Below are 15765 nucleotides of genomic sequence, written 5' to 3'. Positions count from 1 at the left end.
GGGGACGCGGGGAACAGCGCGTTGGGCCGGGACGGCGCGTCCCGCGCGATGAACCGTGCGTTCGGCCGGGACGGCGTGTCAGGCGGCAGCCGCCCGCCCGGGTCTCACTGGGACGCGGCAAGCAGCCGCCGCAGGAGCGCGTCGAGCGCCTCCGCCTCGTCCGGCTCCAGCGCGGACAGCGCGGCCTGCTGAACGGCGAGCCCGGCCACCAGCGCCTCGTCGACGACGGTTATGCCGCGCTCGGTGAGCGAGACCCGCAGCCCGCGCCGGTCGTGGGGATCGGGTGCCCTCACCAGGAGCCCGGCGCGCTCCAGTTTGTCCAGCCGCCCCGTCATCCCCCCAGTGGTGAGCATCAGCGTCGCGGACAGCTCGCGCGGCGACAGCGTGTAGGGCGCCCCCGCCCTCCGCAGGGTGCCGAGGACGTCGAACTCGCCCCGCCCGATGCCGTACCGCAGATACTCCGCCTCCATCCGGTCCCCCATCGCCCGCGCGATGCGGTAGACCCGGCCGAAGACGGCCATGGCGAGAGTGTCGATCTCGGGCCGCTCCACGGCCCACTGCCCGGTGATCGCATCCACCGCATCCGCGTCCATTCCCCCAGTATCGGCCGCTGCCCGCTCGGTCGCAAGCAACTTGCTTGACGCTAAGCCACTTAGCACTAAGCTAGTTACCGCTGACCTACTTAACGGGGGACCGCCATGCTGCCGAAGCGCACACCCGCCACCGCCACCGACCGCCTGCCGGGCGAGAAGGCCATGCTCGGCGCGATGGCCGTGGACGCGGTCGGCTCCGGGATGTACGTCCCGTTCAGCCTGGTCTTCTTCCACCACATCACCGGGCTGTCCTTCGCCGTGGTCGGCGCCGTGCTCACCGCCGTCGGGCTGATCGGCATGGCGGCGCTGCCCCTCGCGGGAGCCGCCGTGGACAGATACGGCGCCCGGCGGGTGCAGCTGGTGCTCTACGGGGTGCGCGGCACCGGCTTCGCGCTCTACCCCCTCGCCACGGCGCTGCCCGCCTTCGCCGCCGTCGCGCTCGGCACGGCCTTCGGCGACCGCGCCTTCCCCGCCGTGCAGCAGTCCTGGATCGGCGAGGTCGCCGCCGGCGCGGACCGGGACCGGCTGCAGGCCGCCTCCCGTGCGCTGCGCAACGGCGGCCTCGGCGCGGGCGCGCTGCTGGCCTCCCTGGTGGTCACCGTCGCCGGCGACCGCGGCTTCGTCGCCGCGGCCTGGCTGAACGCGGCGAGCTTCGCCGTCGCCTGGCTGCTGATGCGGCGGGTGAAGGCGCCCGCCCGCCAGGCGGCGCAGCAGGCGCCCACGGCCGGGGCCGGCTACCGCGTGGTCTTCGCGGACCGCCCCTTCCTCGCCCTGACCGGCGCCAACTTCCTCACCGCCCTGGGCTATTCGGCCCTGTCGGTGCTCTTCCCGCTCTTCATCGCCGGGCCGCTGCACGGCGCCCAGTCGCTGACCGGCGCCGCCTTCACGCTCAACACCGTGCTGTGCGCGGCCGGCGGGGTCCACATCGCCCGGCTGGGCCGCCGCAGCGGCGCCCGCCGCACCCGGGCGGCGGCACTGGGCGCGCTGATCTTCGCGGCCTCCTTCGCCGGGCTCGCGCTGCTCGCGACCGTACGGCCGCAGGCCGGCTGGGCCACGGCGGGCCTGCTGCTCGCGCTGGTCACCCTCTACACGGTGGCCGAGACGGTGCACAACCCGGCGGCGGGTTCGCTGGCCGTCGCGGCGGCCCCCGAGTCGCTGCGCGGCCGCTACATGGCCGCCTACCAGCTGTCCTGGTCGCTGGCCTCGATCCTGGCCCCGTCCCTGTTCACCGCGCTGACCGCGGCCGACGCCCGGCTCCCCTGGCTGCTGCTGGTCGGCACGGCGCTGACCGCCGCGGCACTGCTGCTCCGCCTGGAGCGGGTGCTGCCCGCCGAGGCCGTCAACCTCCCGGGCCGGCCGCCCGCCGGCCAGGACCGCCCGCACACCGCGGCGCGACCCGCACCGGCCCCGCCGGCCGTGCCCCGCACCGCCGCGCACGGCTAGGGGGGACTCACGTGTGCGGGCGGCGGCCGGGTTCCTGGTGCGGGAAGGACTGGTCCGCCCCGGGCAGCGCCGGCCTCGGGAGCGTGGCGACCTCCCGCTCGGCCTCGGCCAGTTGCTCGGCGGTGCCGGCGGGCAGCCGCGGCGGCCGCGGCCGCTCGTCGTGGAAGCGGAAGGCCGAGGTCAGGTCGCCGAACGTGCGGCGGCGCCACTGGCTGATGTTGGGCTCCTCGACGCCGGTGAAGCGTTCGAGGAACTGCAGCACGGACGTGTGGTCGAAGGCCTCGCCCGCGACCCAGCCGCCCACCGTCCACGGCGACACGACGATCGCCGGGACCCGGAAACCGCCGCCCACGGGCACGCCGCGCACGAACTCGTCGGGGGTGCCGGCCTTCGGGGTGGGCGGCACGACGTGGTCGAACAGGCCGTCGTTCTCGTCGTAGTTGAGGATGAAGGCGGTCTTGGCCCACACCTCGGGGTGGGAGGCGATGGCCTCCAGCTTGGCGGCCACGAAGTCCGCTCCGGCGGCGGGCAGGTAGTCGGGGTGCTCGGACTGGTAGCTGGTCGGCAGGATCCAGGAGACGGCCGGCAGCCGGCCGTTGCGGGCGTCGTCCTCGAAGGTGCCCTCGGGCCGGGCGGCCATCCCGCGGTCGTACAGGGGATCGCCCGGTCTGGCGTCCCTGAACCGCTGGAACTGCGCCAGCATGTTGGTGCCGTAGCTGTCGGCCTGCTGGTAGACCCGCCAGTCGACGCCGGCCGCCTGCAAGCGCTCGGCGTAGGTGGTCCAGGTGTACGGCACGGGCGCGGAGTTGGAGATCACCGGGCCGCCCCTGGTGCCGCCGGGGTCGACCGTGCCGGTCATCCAGTACAGCCGGTTCGGCCAGGTGGGGCCCATCACCGAGCAGAAGTAGTTGTCGCAGACGGTGAAGGTCTCGGCGAGGGCGAACTGGAAGGGGATGTCCTCGCGGGTGTAATAGCCCATCACGTAGGGGCCGTTCACGCCGTCCGCCTTGCGGTGGGCGGGCAGCCACTGGTCCATCTCGCCGTTGTTCCACGCCTGGTGCTGCACCGTGAAGGCGTGGCTGGTGGACGGGATCGCCTGGGCGCTGGTGGACCTGGTGTCCAGGTGGAAGGGCAGCATGTAGCCGTCGGGGTTGACCGCGTCGGGCTGGTGGAAGACCGAGCGGCCGGTGGACAGCCGCTTGGCGTGCGGGTCGGCGAAGCCGCGCACGCCGGACAGCGTGCCGAAGTAGTGGTCGAAGGACCTGTTCTCCTGCATCAGCAGGACGACGTGCTCGATGTCGCGCAGCGAGCCGCGCCGCGGCGGCCCGGCGGCGACGGCGGCCTGCACACTGGGGGGCAGCAGGGTCAGCGCCGCGGCGCCGGCCGCCGATCCGAGGAGTCTGCGGCGCGTCGGCCCGGCCATGGACGTCCCTCCCTGAGCTTCGGTGCGGGTCCTCGTCACGGACCCTCCGGAACTCTTCCGGGGAGGCGCCGTGGGCGGGTAGGGACGGCTGGTCAACGAGCGGGCCGGCGGGCCGGAAACAGTCGGCCGCCCTTTTCTGCCGCCTTCGCCGCCCTCTTACCCGACGCCGCCCACCACACATCACCGTCGCACCGGTCACACGTCGACTCGCCGTCCATATCCCGCCGCGCCCCCGGACGGACGCAGGTCCAGCCATCGACGCCGGGTGCCGTCGGCACGACACCGGACGTCAGGGCGGGATCTGGGACCCCGCCAACGGCGGCGGGAGTCCCGGGCCGCGACGCCCGGGACTCCGCCCGCGGTCAGCCGGCCGCGGCGTCCGCGGCCTGGGCGCGCAGCGCGCGCTCGACGCCCGCGCGCGCCTCGACGACCAGCCGGCGCAGCGCCGGCACCGGCTCGGTGCTCGCCAGCCACGCGTCGGTCGCGTCCAAGGTGGCCTGCGAGACCTGGAGCGTGGGGAAGAGGCCGACGACGATCTGCTGGCCCATCTCGTTGCTGCGGTCCGCCCACACCTGCTTGATCGCGGCGAAATACCGCTCGCTGTACGGCGCGAGCAGGTCGCGCTGGTCGGTCTGCACGAAGCCGCCGATGACGGCCTCCTGCATCGCGTTCGGCAGGGTGTCGGCCTCGACGACCGTGGCCCACACCTCGGCCTTGGCCGCCTCGGTCGGCCGGGCGGCCCGCGCCGCGGCGGCGTGCTGCTCGCCCGCGGACGTCGGGTCGAGGGCCAGCTCCGCCTCGATCGCCCGGTCGTCCGCGCGCCCGGTCGCGGCGAGCCGGTTGAGCAGCGCCCAGCGCAGGTCGGTGTCGACGGCCAGGCCCTCGTAGGTGACCGTGCCGTCCAGCAGCCCGGCGAGGACGTCCAGCTGCTCGGGGGTGCGGGCGGTCGCGGCGAACGCCCTGGCCCACGCCAGCTGGTGGTCGCTGCCGCCGGCCGCGGCGGCCAGGTGCTCCTGGGCGGCGGCGGTCCAGCGGGCCAGCCCGGTCTCCCGCCACGCCGGGTCGGCGTACAGGTCGAGGGCCAGCTTCACCTGGCGGTGCAGGGACTGCACCACGCCGATGTCGGACTCCTTGCCGATGCCGTGCAGCACCAGCTCCAGGTAGTCGCGGGTGGCCAGCTCGCCGTCCCGCGTCATGTCCCAGGCCGACGCCCAGATCAGCGCGCGGGGCAGCGACTCGGTGAAGTCGCCCACGTGGTCGCGGACCACGGCGAGCGACTGCTCGTCGAGCCGCACCTTGGCGTAGGACAGGTCGTCGTCGTTGAGCAGGATCACGTCGGGGCGGCGGGCGCCCGCGGTGAACGGCACGTCGGTCAGCTCGCCGTCCACGTCCAGCTCGATGCGGTCGGTGCGCACCAGCACGCCGTCGCGCAGGTCGTAGAGCCCGACGGCGATGCGGTGCGGCCGCAGCACCGGCTCGCCCTTGGCCCCGGCGGGCAGCGCGGGCGCCTCCTGCCGGACCGCGAACGACGTCAGGATGCCGTCGGCGTCCACCGCGACCTCGGGCCGCAGCACGTTGATGCCCGCGGTCTCCAGCCATGCCCTCGACCAGGCCTTGAGGTCGCGCCCTGAGGTCTCCTCCAGCGCGCCCAGCAGGTCGGTCAGCCGGGTGTTCCCCCACGCGTGCCGCTTGAAGTAGGCCTGCACGCCGGCGAAGAACTCGTCCATCCCGACGTACGCGACCAGCTGCTTGAGCACCGAGGCGCCCTTGGCGTACGTGATCCCGTCGAAGTTGACGAGCACGTCCTCCAGGTCGTTGATCTCCGCCATGATCGGGTGCGTCGAGGGCAGCTGGTCCTGCCGGTAGGCCCAGGTCTTCATCGTGTTGGCGAACGTCGTCCACGAGTGCGGCCAGCGGGAGCCCTCGGCGTGCGCCTGGCAGGCGATCGAGGTGTAGGTGGCGAACGACTCGTTCAGCCACAGGTCGTTCCACCACTCCATGGTGACCAGGTCGCCGAACCACATGTGGGCCAGCTCGTGCAGGATCGTCTCGGCCCGCATCTCGTACGCCGCGTCGGTCACCTTTGACCGGAAGACGTACTGGTCCCTGATGGTGACCGCGCCGGCATTCTCCATCGCGCCCGCGTTGAACTCCGGCACGAACAGCTGGTCGTACTTCGCGAACGGGTAGGCGTAGTCGAACTTCTCCTGGAACCAGTCGAAGCCCATCCGGGTGACCTCGAAGATCGCCTCAGCGTCCAGGTGCTCGGCCAGCGAGGGCCGGCAGTAGACGCCCAGCGGCACGCTGCGGCCGTCGCCCTCCCAGCTGCCGTGCACCGAGGTGTACGGACCGGCGATCAGCGCGGTGACATACGACGACATCCGCGGGGTCGGCTCGAAGGTCCACACCCCGTCGGCCGACGGCTCGGGCGTCGGCGAGTTGGAGATGACCGTCCAGCCCTGCGGCGCCTTCACCGTGAAGGCGAACGTCGCCTTCAGGTCAGGCTGCTCGAAGCTCGCGAAGACCCGGCGCGCGTCCGGCACCTCGAACTGCGTGTACAGATACGCCTGCTTGTCCACCGGGTCGACGAAGCGGTGCAGTCCCTCGCCGGTGTTGGTGTACGCGCAGTCCGCCACCACCAGCAGCTCGTTGCTCCCGCCCCGCAGCGAGTCCAGCGCGATCCGCGAGTCCTTGAAGACCTCGGCCGGATCGAGCGACTTCCCGTTGAGCACCACTTCGAGCACTTCGGGCGCCACCAGGTCGATGAAGCTCGCCCCACCGTCCCCGGCCACGTCGAACCGCACCGTGGTCCGCGACCGGAACGTGCCGCCCTGCTGGGCGCCGCTCAGGTCAAGCTCGATCCCATAGCCGTCCACAGTCAGCAGAGCCGCCCGCTGCTGCGCCTCCTCGCGCGTGAGGTTCGTACCAGGCACGGTGGCCCACTCCTTCTCGTCAGGTGAGACGCCCATCCTCGCACGTCACCCCCGCCCCTCGCGGAAGCCTGTGGATAACTCACCGGCACCCCCGCACCGGCGGTCCCGGACACGCGGGAGACCCGTTGACACGGGGCGGGCGGGAGTGATGGGCTCGCTGTCCGGCGTCGCGCACAAGGCCGGAGGAGGACCCCGTGCTGCGTAGGACTTCGGCCGTCGCCCTGGCGGCCACCGTCGTCGGCGGCTGGCTCGGCCAGGCCCCCGCCTTCGCCCAGCCGACACCGCTGCCGCCCGCCCCCGCGTCGCCCGTCTCCAGCCCGGTCGCCCGCGCGGACGCCACTGCGGACGCCACTGCGGACGCCACTGCGGCCGTCTCTCCCAGGCCCCAGTCCCTGCGCCGCCAGGGCGACTTCGCCTGGGTCACCGCGCAGGTGACCCTCGTGGCGGACGCGACCGCCGACCCGTACGCCCTCGACCTGATCGAGCGGACCCTCCACTCGGCGGGCGCCCGCGACGTCGTCCGCGCGGCGGGCCCCGGCCCCGGCCTGACGGTCTACGCCGGCGCCCCCGCGGAGAGCCGGCTCGCCGCCCTCGGGGCCGCGCCCGCGGGCGACCTGCCGGGCGGCGGCTACCGGCTGGCCGTCAGCGGCGGCACCGTCGCCCTGCGGGGCGCCGGCGCCGACGGACTCTTCCACGCCGCGCAGACGCTGCGCCAGTTGACGGCCACCCGAGGCAGCGACACCGGCTTCGCGCCGGTCGTCGTCCGCGACTGGCCCAACGCCCCGGTCCGGGGTGTCGCGGAGAGTTTCTACGGCGTCCCCTGGACGCAGGACCAGCGCCTGGCGCAACTGGACTTCATGGCGCGGACCAAGCAGAACCGCTACCTGTACTCCCCCGGCGACGACCCCTACCGCCGGGAGCGGTGGCGCGAGCCCTACCCGGCCGCCCGGCGCGCGGACTTCCGGGCGCTGGCGGCCCGCGCTGCCGAGGACCACGTCACCCTGGCCTGGGCGCTGGCCCCGGGTCAGAACCTGTGCTTCTCCTCGGCCGCCGACCGGCGCGCGCTCGGGCGCAAGCTGGACGCGATGTGGGCGCTGGGCATCCGCGCCTTCCAGCTCCAGTTCCCGGACGTCAGCTACAGCGAGTGGCACTGCTCCGCCGACTCCCGCGCCTTCGGCACCGGGCCGCAGGCCGCCGCCCGGGCGCAGGCGGAGGTGACGAACGCGGCGGCGGCGTATCTGACCGGGCGTCACGGCGCGGCGGCCGCGGTGTCGCTGCTGCCGACCGAGTTCTACCAGGACGGCGCCACCGACTACCGCACGGCGCTGGCGAAAGCGCTCGACCCGCGGGTCGAGGTGGCGTGGACCGGCGTCGGGGTGGTGCCCGAGCGGATCACCGGCGGCCAGGTGGCGGCCGCGGACGCCGCGCTGCGCCACCCGCTGCTGACCGTGGACAACTACCCGGTCAACGACTTCGCGGCGGACCGGCTCTTCCTCGGCCCGTACACCGGGAGGCAGCCGGCCGTGGCGACGGTGTCGGCCGGCCTGCTGGCGAGCGCCATGCAGCAGCCCGCCGCCTCGCGTATCGCGCTGTTCACTGCCGCGGATTTCGCCTGGAATCCGGCCGGCTACGACCCGCAGGCGTCCTGGCAGGCGGCGATCGACGACCTGGCGGGCCCCGACGAGCCGGCCAGGGCGGCGCTGCGCGCCCTGGCCGGCAACGAGTCGTCGTCGGCGCTCGGCGGCGAGGACTCGGCGTATCTGCGCCCGCTGATCGCCGCTTTCCGCGCCGCGCTCGCGGAGCCGGCGGCGGCGGGCGGGCGGCAGTTGCCGGCCGCGGCGCGGAAGCTGCGGGCGGCCTTCACCGTGATGCGTACCGCGCCCGGCCGCCTCGACGCCCTGGCGGGCGGCGGTTTCGGCGACGAGGTGCGGCCCTGGCTGGACCGGCTGTCGCTGTACGGAGCGGCGGGCGAGCACGCGGTGGACCTGCTGTCGGCGCAGGCCCGCGGTGACGGGACGGCGGCCTGGCAAGCCCGGCGGGCGCTGGACGGCGACCGCGCGGCGCTCGCGGAGGGCACCGTCACGGTCGGCGGCCCGGTGCTCCACGACTTCCTGACAGGCGCGGTGGACGGCTCCGACGCCTGGGCCGGGCTGGGCGCCGACGGCCGCACGGCGACCACGTCGATGGCCTCGGGCCGCGGCACCGACCCCGCGGCGATGGCCGACGGCAAGGACGCCACGGCCTGGTCGAGCGACGCGCCGCCGCGCCCCGACGACGCCTTCGGCGTGGACCTGGGGACGGCGAGGGACATCGCCTCGGTGCGGGTCACGATGGGCGACGGCAGCGGCTCCGACGACTTCCTGCACGACGCGGTCCTCGAGGTGGCCGCGGACGACGGCGGCGGCTGGCGCCGGGTCGGCGAATACCACGGCCGGCCGGTGGTCACGGCGCGATTCCCCGCCGGTACGAAGGTGCGCCGGGTGCGGCTGCGGGCCGTCGGGGGCCAGCCGGGCGCGGTGACCGTACGGGAATTCGCCGTGGCGGTGAGCGGCGCCGAGGCCGGGTCCGCGACCGGACCCGGCCACGCGCCGGCCGCGGTGGACGGCGACCTGTCGACGGCCGCCGGCAGCGGCCCGCTGACCGTGGACTTCGGCGGCGCCCGGCAGCTGGACACGCTCACGGTCGCCGCCACCGGAGTGCCCGCGCAGGTCCCGGGCACGCCGCCCCCGGCCGGGCCCGCCTCGGTCGAGGCGCACACCCCGGGCGGCGGCTGGCGGCGGGTCGGCGTGCTGGCCGGGGACTGGACCGAGCTGCACGTCGGAGCGCTGGTGGACGCCGTACGCCTGTCCGACGGGCGCGGGGTGTACGAGGTCGTGCCGTGGTTCGCCGGCCCGCCCCGCGTCACCCTGGACGCCCCGCAGGTCGACGCGGCCGCGGGCGGACCGGCGGTGAAGGTGACCGCCTCGGTGGCCTCGGGGCTGCCCAGGGACCTCGTGGTGTCGGCGTCCGCAGGGGGGCCGGCCGGGGGCCCGGTCGCCGTGCGGGTGCCCGGGAAGCTGCCCCTGCCCCGCGGCGGCACCGTACGGCTGCCGCTGACCGTGTCGGTGGCGCCCGGCACCGCTCCCGGGACGTACGCGGTGCCGGTGCGCTGCACGGTCGCGGGCCGGACCGTGGAGCGGATCGTCACCGTGCGGGTGCGCCTGCCGACCGGCGGTCCCGATCTGGTGCCCGGCGCTCTCGCCTCCTCGTCGGGCGACGAGACCCCGGACTTCCCGGCCGCCGCGGTGGCCGACGGCGACCCGGCGACCCGCTGGTCCTCACCGGTGGACGACGCGGCCTGGGTGCAGGTGCGGCTCGCGGCCCCCGTGCGGGTCGGCGAGGTGGTGCTGCACTGGCAGGACGCGTACGCGGCGCGCTACGAGGTGCAGACCTCCGCCGACGGCGTGACCTGGCACACCGCGGCCACCGTGGCGGCCGGCGGCGGCGGCCGGGAGGCCGTATGGCTGGACGGCGCCGGGCGGACCGCCTTCATCCGGGTGCAGGGAGTACGCAGGGCCACCACCTACGGTTACTCGCTGTACGGCATCGAGGCATACGCGGTCACGGGGTGACCCGCCCGCCGGCGGGCGGGTCACCCCGTGACGCACGAAGGCCCGAATCTCAGGCTGATATGCCGTCGATCCGGGCCAGGGCGTCATCCGCGCCGAAAGGTTGCAGATATGGCAGCCAGCGCGGGTCCCGGTGCCCGGTCCCGATGATCCGCCAGGCGAGTCCCGAGGGCGGGGCCGGTTGATGGCGCAGCCGCCAGCCCAGTTCGGCGACATGGCGGTCGGCTTTGACGTGGTTGCAGCGCCTGCAGGCCGCCACCACGTTCTCCCAGGCGTGCTGGCCGCCCCGGCTGCGCGGGATGACATGGTCGACGCTGGTGGCGGCGGCCCCGCAGTAGGCGCACCTGCCGCCGTCCCGGGCGAAGAGCGCCCTGCGGGTCAGCGGAACGGTGCCGCGAAAAGGGACGCGGACGAATTTGGTGAGCTTCACGACACTGGGCGCCGGCAGCGCCTGCGTCTCGCTGTGCAGATAGGCGCCGGATTCCTCTAGGCATACGGCCTTGTTGTTGAGCACGAGGACGAGCGCGCGGCGGAGCGGTACGACGCCGAGCGGCTCGTACGACGCGTTCAGGACCAGGACATGCGGCACGGATGCCTCCTTTAACGCCGGCGGCGCGTGGCTCGCGCCGGGACGATCTGTCTCAGTCTCTCCGGAAGGCGGGGCTCGGCGCCACCATGCCCGGGTAACGGACCGAGGGTGTTTTGGACCACACTGCTGCTCTTCCATCAGGCGCCACTCCTCCCTTTCTCCCCCGCCCGGCGGCTTTCCGCTCCTCGAACGGGCAACGGAACAGCATCGGTCCTTCGTTACTGTGGAGGCTTCGCACACTCCGGAGGTTCCCGACCGTGTCCACCGCGACGCCCCCCGCCGCCGCCCCCCTCGACAGCGTGTCCCGCACGGCCTCCCAGGCAGGCAGCTGGGTGGACGACAACTGGGCCAGCTGGCTGAACGCCGGGCTGCAGATCCTGCTGATCCTGGTGATCGCGATCGTCCTGCGCACGGCCGTGCGGCGCACCATCAGCCGGCTGATCGAGCGGATGAACCGGGGTGCCGAGGCCGCGGCCGCGACGGCGCTGGGCGGGCTGCTGGTCAACGCGGAGCGGCGCAAGCAGCGCAGCGAGGCGATCGGCTCGGTGCTCAGGAGCGTGGCGTCGTTCGTCATCCTGGGCACGGCGGCGCTGACCATCCTGTCGGTGCTGCGGATCGACCTGGCGCCGCTGCTGGCCAGCGCCGGCGTCGCCGGGGTCGCGATCGGCTTCGGCGCCCGCAACCTGGTGACGGACTTCCTGTCCGGCGTCTTCATGATCCTGGAGGACCAGTACGGCGTCGGCGACGTCATCGACGCCGGCGTGGCCTCCGGCACGGTCGTCGAGGTGGGCCTGCGGGTGACGAAGCTGCGCGGCGACAACGGCGAGATCTGGTACGTGCGCAACGGCGAGGTCAAGCGGATCGGCAATCTGAGCCAGGGCTGGGCCACGGCCGTGGTGGACGTCCAGGTGGGCGCGGGCGAGGACATGGACCGGGCGCGTGCGGTGATCGTGGAGACCGGGGACACCATGAGCAAGGAAGACCCGTGGGACGAGTTCCTGTGGGAGCCGGTGCAGCTGCTCGGCCTGGAGTCGGTGGGCTCGGATTTCGTGGTGCTCCAGGTGCAGGCCAGGACGATGCCCGGGCAGGCGGCGCCGGTGGCGCGGGAGCTGCGCTGGCGGATCAAGCGGGCCTTCGACCGGGAGGGCATCGTGATCACCGGCGGCTCCCCCGCCGCGACGGTGACCGATCCCGCGGCGGTGGCCGCCGAGGGCGCGCCCGTCGCCGACGGCGCCGAGGAGAACGGCCCGGCGCCCGAGCAGCGCGCCGCGTCCGTACCGCCGCCGGCCGCCGGCGAGCGCTGAGGCGCGCGCCGCCACCGCGGGCGCACGCCGCCCGCGCCCGTACCACCCGGGGCGCACGCCGCCCGCGCCCGTACCACCGCCGACCCGGGGCGCAGGCACGCCCCGACTTCACCGGTGGGGGCCGTCTACGGGCGGCCCCCACCGGGTAGATAACGACTTGGCCGCACGGCCTTCTGCACCCCTTGACGCTCCCCTGACGGCGGGCCTACCTTTCGTTTTGCCAATAGGAAACTTTCCTAACAGTGAACTGAGGGAGGATGGCGCGCATGGCTGGCACCCCTGGCACACCTGGTACGCCGCGCGTTCTGCGCGCCATGAACGACCGCGCCGCGCTCGACCTCCTGCTGGAGCACGGCACGCTCTCCCGGACCCGGATCGGCAAGCTCACCGGCCTGTCCAAGCCCACCGCCTCGCAGCTGCTGGCGCGGCTGGAGGCGGCCGGGCTGGTGCTGGCCACCGGCACCACCGCGGGCCGCCCGGGGCCGAACGCCCAGCTCTACTCGGTCAACCCGGCCGCCGCCCACGTCGCGGGCCTCGACGTGACCACGGAACGCATCAGGGCCGCGGTCGCCGACATCACCGGCCGCACCGTCGGCTCCTTCCGGCTGCCCACCCCGCACCACCGGGCGGGCAGCGCGGTCGAACAGGTCGTCCAGGCCCTGGACGGCGCGGTGAAGGCCGCCGGCCTCAGCCGCTCCGACCTGCACCGCGGCGTCATCGGCACACCGGGCGCCTTCGACCCCAGCACCGGACGGCTGCGCTATGCCAGCCACCTGCCCGGCTGGCACTCCCCCGCGCTCCTCGACGAGCTGGCCGCCGCGCTGCCGATGCCGCTGGAGTACGACAACGACGTCAACCTCGCCGCCGTCGCCGAGCAGCGGATCGGCGCCGCCCGCGGCCACGACGACTTCGTCCTGCTGTGGAACGAGGAGGGCATCGGCGCCGCCCTGATGATCGGCGGCAGGCTGCACCGCGGATGGACCGGCGGCGCCGGCGAGGTCGGCTTCCTGCCGGTGCCCGGCACCCCGCTGGTCCGCAACGTGACCAGGACCAACAACGGCGGCTTCCAGGAGCTGGCCGGCTGCAACGCCGTACTGCGGCACGCGCGGGAGCTGGGCCTGGACATCCCCGACGCCCCGCTGCCGGACGCCGCCGCCATGGTGCTGGGCAAGGCCGCGGCCGCCCACGACGCGTCCGGGCAGGGCGGCACGGGTCCGTCAGCGGAACTGCTCGCCCGCTGCGCCACCGGCATGGCGGTCGGCCTGGCCTCGGTGGTCGCCGTGCTCGACCCGGAGCTGATCGTGCTGGCCGGCGATGTCGCCGTCGCGGGCGGTGAACCGCTGCGCGCCCTCATCCAGTCGGAGCTGGCCGAACTGGCCGTGCCCCGGCCGCGGCTGGTGCTCGGCACCGTCGAGATGCACCCCGTCCTGAGCGGCGCGCTGGAGAGCGCGCTCGCCACCACCCGCGACGAGGTGTTCGACACCTCGCGCTGACCGCACCACCCCCACCGCCCGGCGGAACGGCCTCCCAGCGCCGCTCCGACGGCACCGCACACCCTCGCCCACCCTCGTACCCCGGAGGCAAAGAGCAGTGTCCCGTATACGCAAGGCGGCAGCCGCCGTGGCGGCGAGCGCCGCGATCACCCTGCTCGCGAGCGCGTGCACCGGCCAGAGCACCACCTCGGCCGCCGACGACGCCGGCAAGGACGTCACCATCACCTTCTGGCACGGCTGGTCGGCGCCCAACGAGCTGAAGGCGATCAACGACAACGTCACCAGGTTCGAGAAGGCGCACCCCAACATCCACGTCAAGGTGCAGGGCAACATCACCGACGACAAGATCAACCAGGCTTTGCGGGCCGGCGGTTCGAAGGCGCCGGACGTCGTTTCCTCCTTCACCACCGACAACGTCGGCCAGTTCTGCTCCTCGGGCACCTTCGCCGACCTCGCGCCCTTCCTGCAGAAGTCGCACATCGACCCGGCCGCGACCTTCCCCGAGCCGATGCTGGAATACACCCAGTTCCAGGGCAAGCGCTGCTCGCTGCCGCTGCTGGGCGACGCGTACGGGCTGTACTACAACACCAAGGAATTCGCCGCGGCGGGCATCGCGTCGCCGCCGAAGACCCTCAGCGAGTTCAAGCAGGACGCGGTCAAGCTGACGAAGTCCAGCGGCGATTCCTACTCACAGCTCGGCTTCATGCCGAACTTCCACGGCTACGAGTCCACGCCGATGCACATTGCCGCGCAGTGGGGCGTGAAGTACTTCGACGCATCGGGCAAGTCGCAGGTCGCCAAGGACCCCGGGTTCGCCGCGATGTTCGGGTGGCAGCAGGACATGGTCAAGGCGCTCGGCGGCTTCGGCAAGCTGGAGAAGTACCGCTCCGCCTTCGGTGACGAGTTCGGCGCCAAGAACCCGCTGCAGACCGGCCAGGTCGCCATGGGCATCGACGGCGAGTGGCGTGCGGGCATGGCCAAGGACGCCGGGATGAAGGACCTGGCCGTGGCGCCCTTCCCGGTGCCCGACGACCAGGTGGCCACCTACGGCAAGGGCTACCTGTCCGGCACGATCATCGGCATCGCCAACACCAGCGCCAAGAAGAACGCGGCCTGGGAGCTGGTGAAGTTCATGACCACCGACACCGACGCGGTCGTCTCCTTCGCCAACGCCATCCACAACGTGCCCTCGACGCTGGCCGCCCTGAAGTCGCCGAAGCTCGACCCCGACCCGTCCTTCAAGACCTTCCTGGACATCGCGCAGAACCCGAACAGCACCACCACCCCGCCGAGCGTCAACGGCGGCGCCTACCAGGTGACACTGCAGGACTTCGGCTACGCCTACGAGTCAGGCAAGTCCAAGGACCTCGTCAGCGGACTGCAGGGCGTCGACAAGCAGGTCGACAAGGACATCGCGCAGGCCAAGTGATGAGCGCCGCGGTCCACCCCCTGCTGAGGGCCAGACGCCGCAAGGCGGCGCTGCGCAACCTCGCCTTCCTGTCGCCCTGGATCATCGGCTTCAGCGTCTTCTTCGCCTACCCGCTGCTGTCCACCGTCTACTTCTCCTTCATGCACTACAACGGGGTGAATCCGCCGACCTGGACCGGCACCAAGAACTGGTCCTACGTCTTCAAGGACTACCCGCTGTTCTGGCCGGCGCTGCGCAACACCCTGTGGCTGGTCGTGGTGATGGTCACGCTCCGGGTCGTCTTCGGCCTGGGCGTGGGCCTGCTGATCACCAAGATCAAGACCGGCGCCGGGCTCTTCCGCACCGCCTTCTACCTGCCCTACCTCGCCCCGCCGGTCGCCGCGACGATGGCCTTCGTCTTCCTGCTCAACCCCGGCACCGGCCCGGTCAACCATGTCCTGGGCGACATCGGCATCCCCACCCCGGGCTGGTTCACCGACCCGCACTGGTCCAAGCCCGCCCTGACCATCCTGGCGGTGTGGGGCATCGGCGACCTGATGGTCATCTTCATGGCCGCACTGCTCGACGTGCCCAAGGAGCAGTACGAGGCCGCCGAACTGGACGGCGCGGGAGCGTGGGCGCGGTTCCGGTACGTCACGCTGCCGAACATCTCGCCGATCGTGATGTTCGCGGTGGTCACCGGGGTCATCCAGACCATGCAGTACTACACGCAGCCGCTGGTGGCGGGAAAGGTCGCCTCCGGGATCATCGGCAATTCAGGCCAGCAGTTCGAGCCCGGCTACCCCGACAAGTCGACCCTGACCCTGCCGCAACTGGTCTACGAGCGCGGCTTCCAGCGCTTCGACTACGGCTCCGCGTGCGTCATCGCCCTGGTGCTCTTCGTGCTCGCGATGGCCTTCACCGCACTGCTGATGCGCCGGCGCAACGGCTTCTTGTCAGCGGAGGACTGA

At 73.3% G+C, this 15765-nt stretch carries 10 protein-coding genes; 6 read left to right on the top strand and 4 right to left on the bottom strand.

The window, feature by feature from the left end:
• Nucleotides 1-104: 104 nt before the first annotated feature.
• Nucleotides 105-593, bottom strand: a complete 489-nt coding sequence (locus BUE44_RS04350; RefSeq protein ID WP_073493877.1) for a MarR family winged helix-turn-helix transcriptional regulator — start codon at nucleotides 591-593, stop codon at nucleotides 105-107.
• Between the two features lie 105 nt (nucleotides 594-698).
• Here BUE44_RS04350 and BUE44_RS04345 point away from each other — a divergent pair, with 105 nt between their 5' ends.
• Nucleotides 699-2036 (top strand): MFS transporter, encoded by a 1338-nt coding sequence (locus BUE44_RS04345; RefSeq protein ID WP_079189479.1) that lies wholly within the window; start codon nucleotides 699-701, stop codon nucleotides 2034-2036.
• Nucleotides 2037-2043: 7 nt separating this feature from the next.
• Here BUE44_RS04345 and BUE44_RS04340 read toward each other — a convergent pair whose 3' ends face one another.
• Together BUE44_RS04340 and pepN are read right to left on the bottom strand one after the other, a co-directional pair.
• Nucleotides 2044-3459 (bottom strand): alkaline phosphatase family protein, encoded by a 1416-nt coding sequence (locus BUE44_RS04340; protein WP_073493875.1) that lies wholly within the window; start codon nucleotides 3457-3459, stop codon nucleotides 2044-2046.
• A gap of 362 nt (nucleotides 3460-3821) precedes the next feature.
• Entirely contained in the window at nucleotides 3822-6392 is a 2571-nt protein-coding gene (gene pepN, locus BUE44_RS04335; protein WP_073494523.1) for an aminopeptidase N, read from the bottom strand.
• 194 nt (nucleotides 6393-6586) lie between these two features.
• Between pepN and BUE44_RS04330 the strand changes: the two genes are divergently transcribed.
• Nucleotides 6587-10003 (top strand): beta-N-acetylglucosaminidase domain-containing protein, encoded by a 3417-nt coding sequence (locus BUE44_RS04330; RefSeq protein WP_073493873.1) that lies wholly within the window; start codon nucleotides 6587-6589, stop codon nucleotides 10001-10003.
• A gap of 49 nt (nucleotides 10004-10052) precedes the next feature.
• Here BUE44_RS04330 and BUE44_RS04325 read toward each other — a convergent pair whose 3' ends face one another.
• Nucleotides 10053-10589 (bottom strand): HNH endonuclease, encoded by a 537-nt coding sequence (locus BUE44_RS04325; RefSeq protein ID WP_073493871.1) that lies wholly within the window; start codon nucleotides 10587-10589, stop codon nucleotides 10053-10055.
• Nucleotides 10590-10846: 257 nt separating this feature from the next.
• Between BUE44_RS04325 and BUE44_RS04320 the strand changes: the two genes are divergently transcribed.
• The 4 genes from BUE44_RS04320 (at nucleotide 10847) to BUE44_RS04305 (ending at nucleotide 15765) form a co-directional block, all read left to right on the top strand.
• Nucleotides 10847-11893 (top strand): mechanosensitive ion channel family protein, encoded by a 1047-nt coding sequence (locus tag BUE44_RS04320; RefSeq protein ID WP_073493869.1) that lies wholly within the window; start codon nucleotides 10847-10849, stop codon nucleotides 11891-11893.
• A gap of 266 nt (nucleotides 11894-12159) precedes the next feature.
• A complete protein-coding gene (locus BUE44_RS04315) occupies nucleotides 12160-13386 on the top strand; it encodes an ROK family transcriptional regulator (protein ID WP_073493867.1) in 1227 nt (408 codons plus the stop codon).
• A gap of 97 nt (nucleotides 13387-13483) precedes the next feature.
• Nucleotides 13484-14815, top strand: a complete 1332-nt coding sequence (locus BUE44_RS04310) for an extracellular solute-binding protein (RefSeq protein WP_073493865.1) — start codon at nucleotides 13484-13486, stop codon at nucleotides 14813-14815.
• Nucleotides 14815-15765 (top strand): carbohydrate ABC transporter permease, encoded by a 951-nt coding sequence (locus BUE44_RS04305; RefSeq protein ID WP_073493862.1) that lies wholly within the window; start codon nucleotides 14815-14817, stop codon nucleotides 15763-15765. The genes BUE44_RS04310 and BUE44_RS04305 overlap by 1 nt, the downstream gene beginning before the upstream one ends.

It is taken from the genome of Actinacidiphila paucisporea, assembly GCF_900142575.1.
GTDB lineage: Bacteria > Actinomycetota > Actinomycetes > Streptomycetales > Streptomycetaceae > Actinacidiphila > Actinacidiphila paucisporea.
The sequence above is the reverse complement of the archived record's forward strand: the minus strand, read 5'-3'. Positions and strand labels throughout refer to the sequence as shown.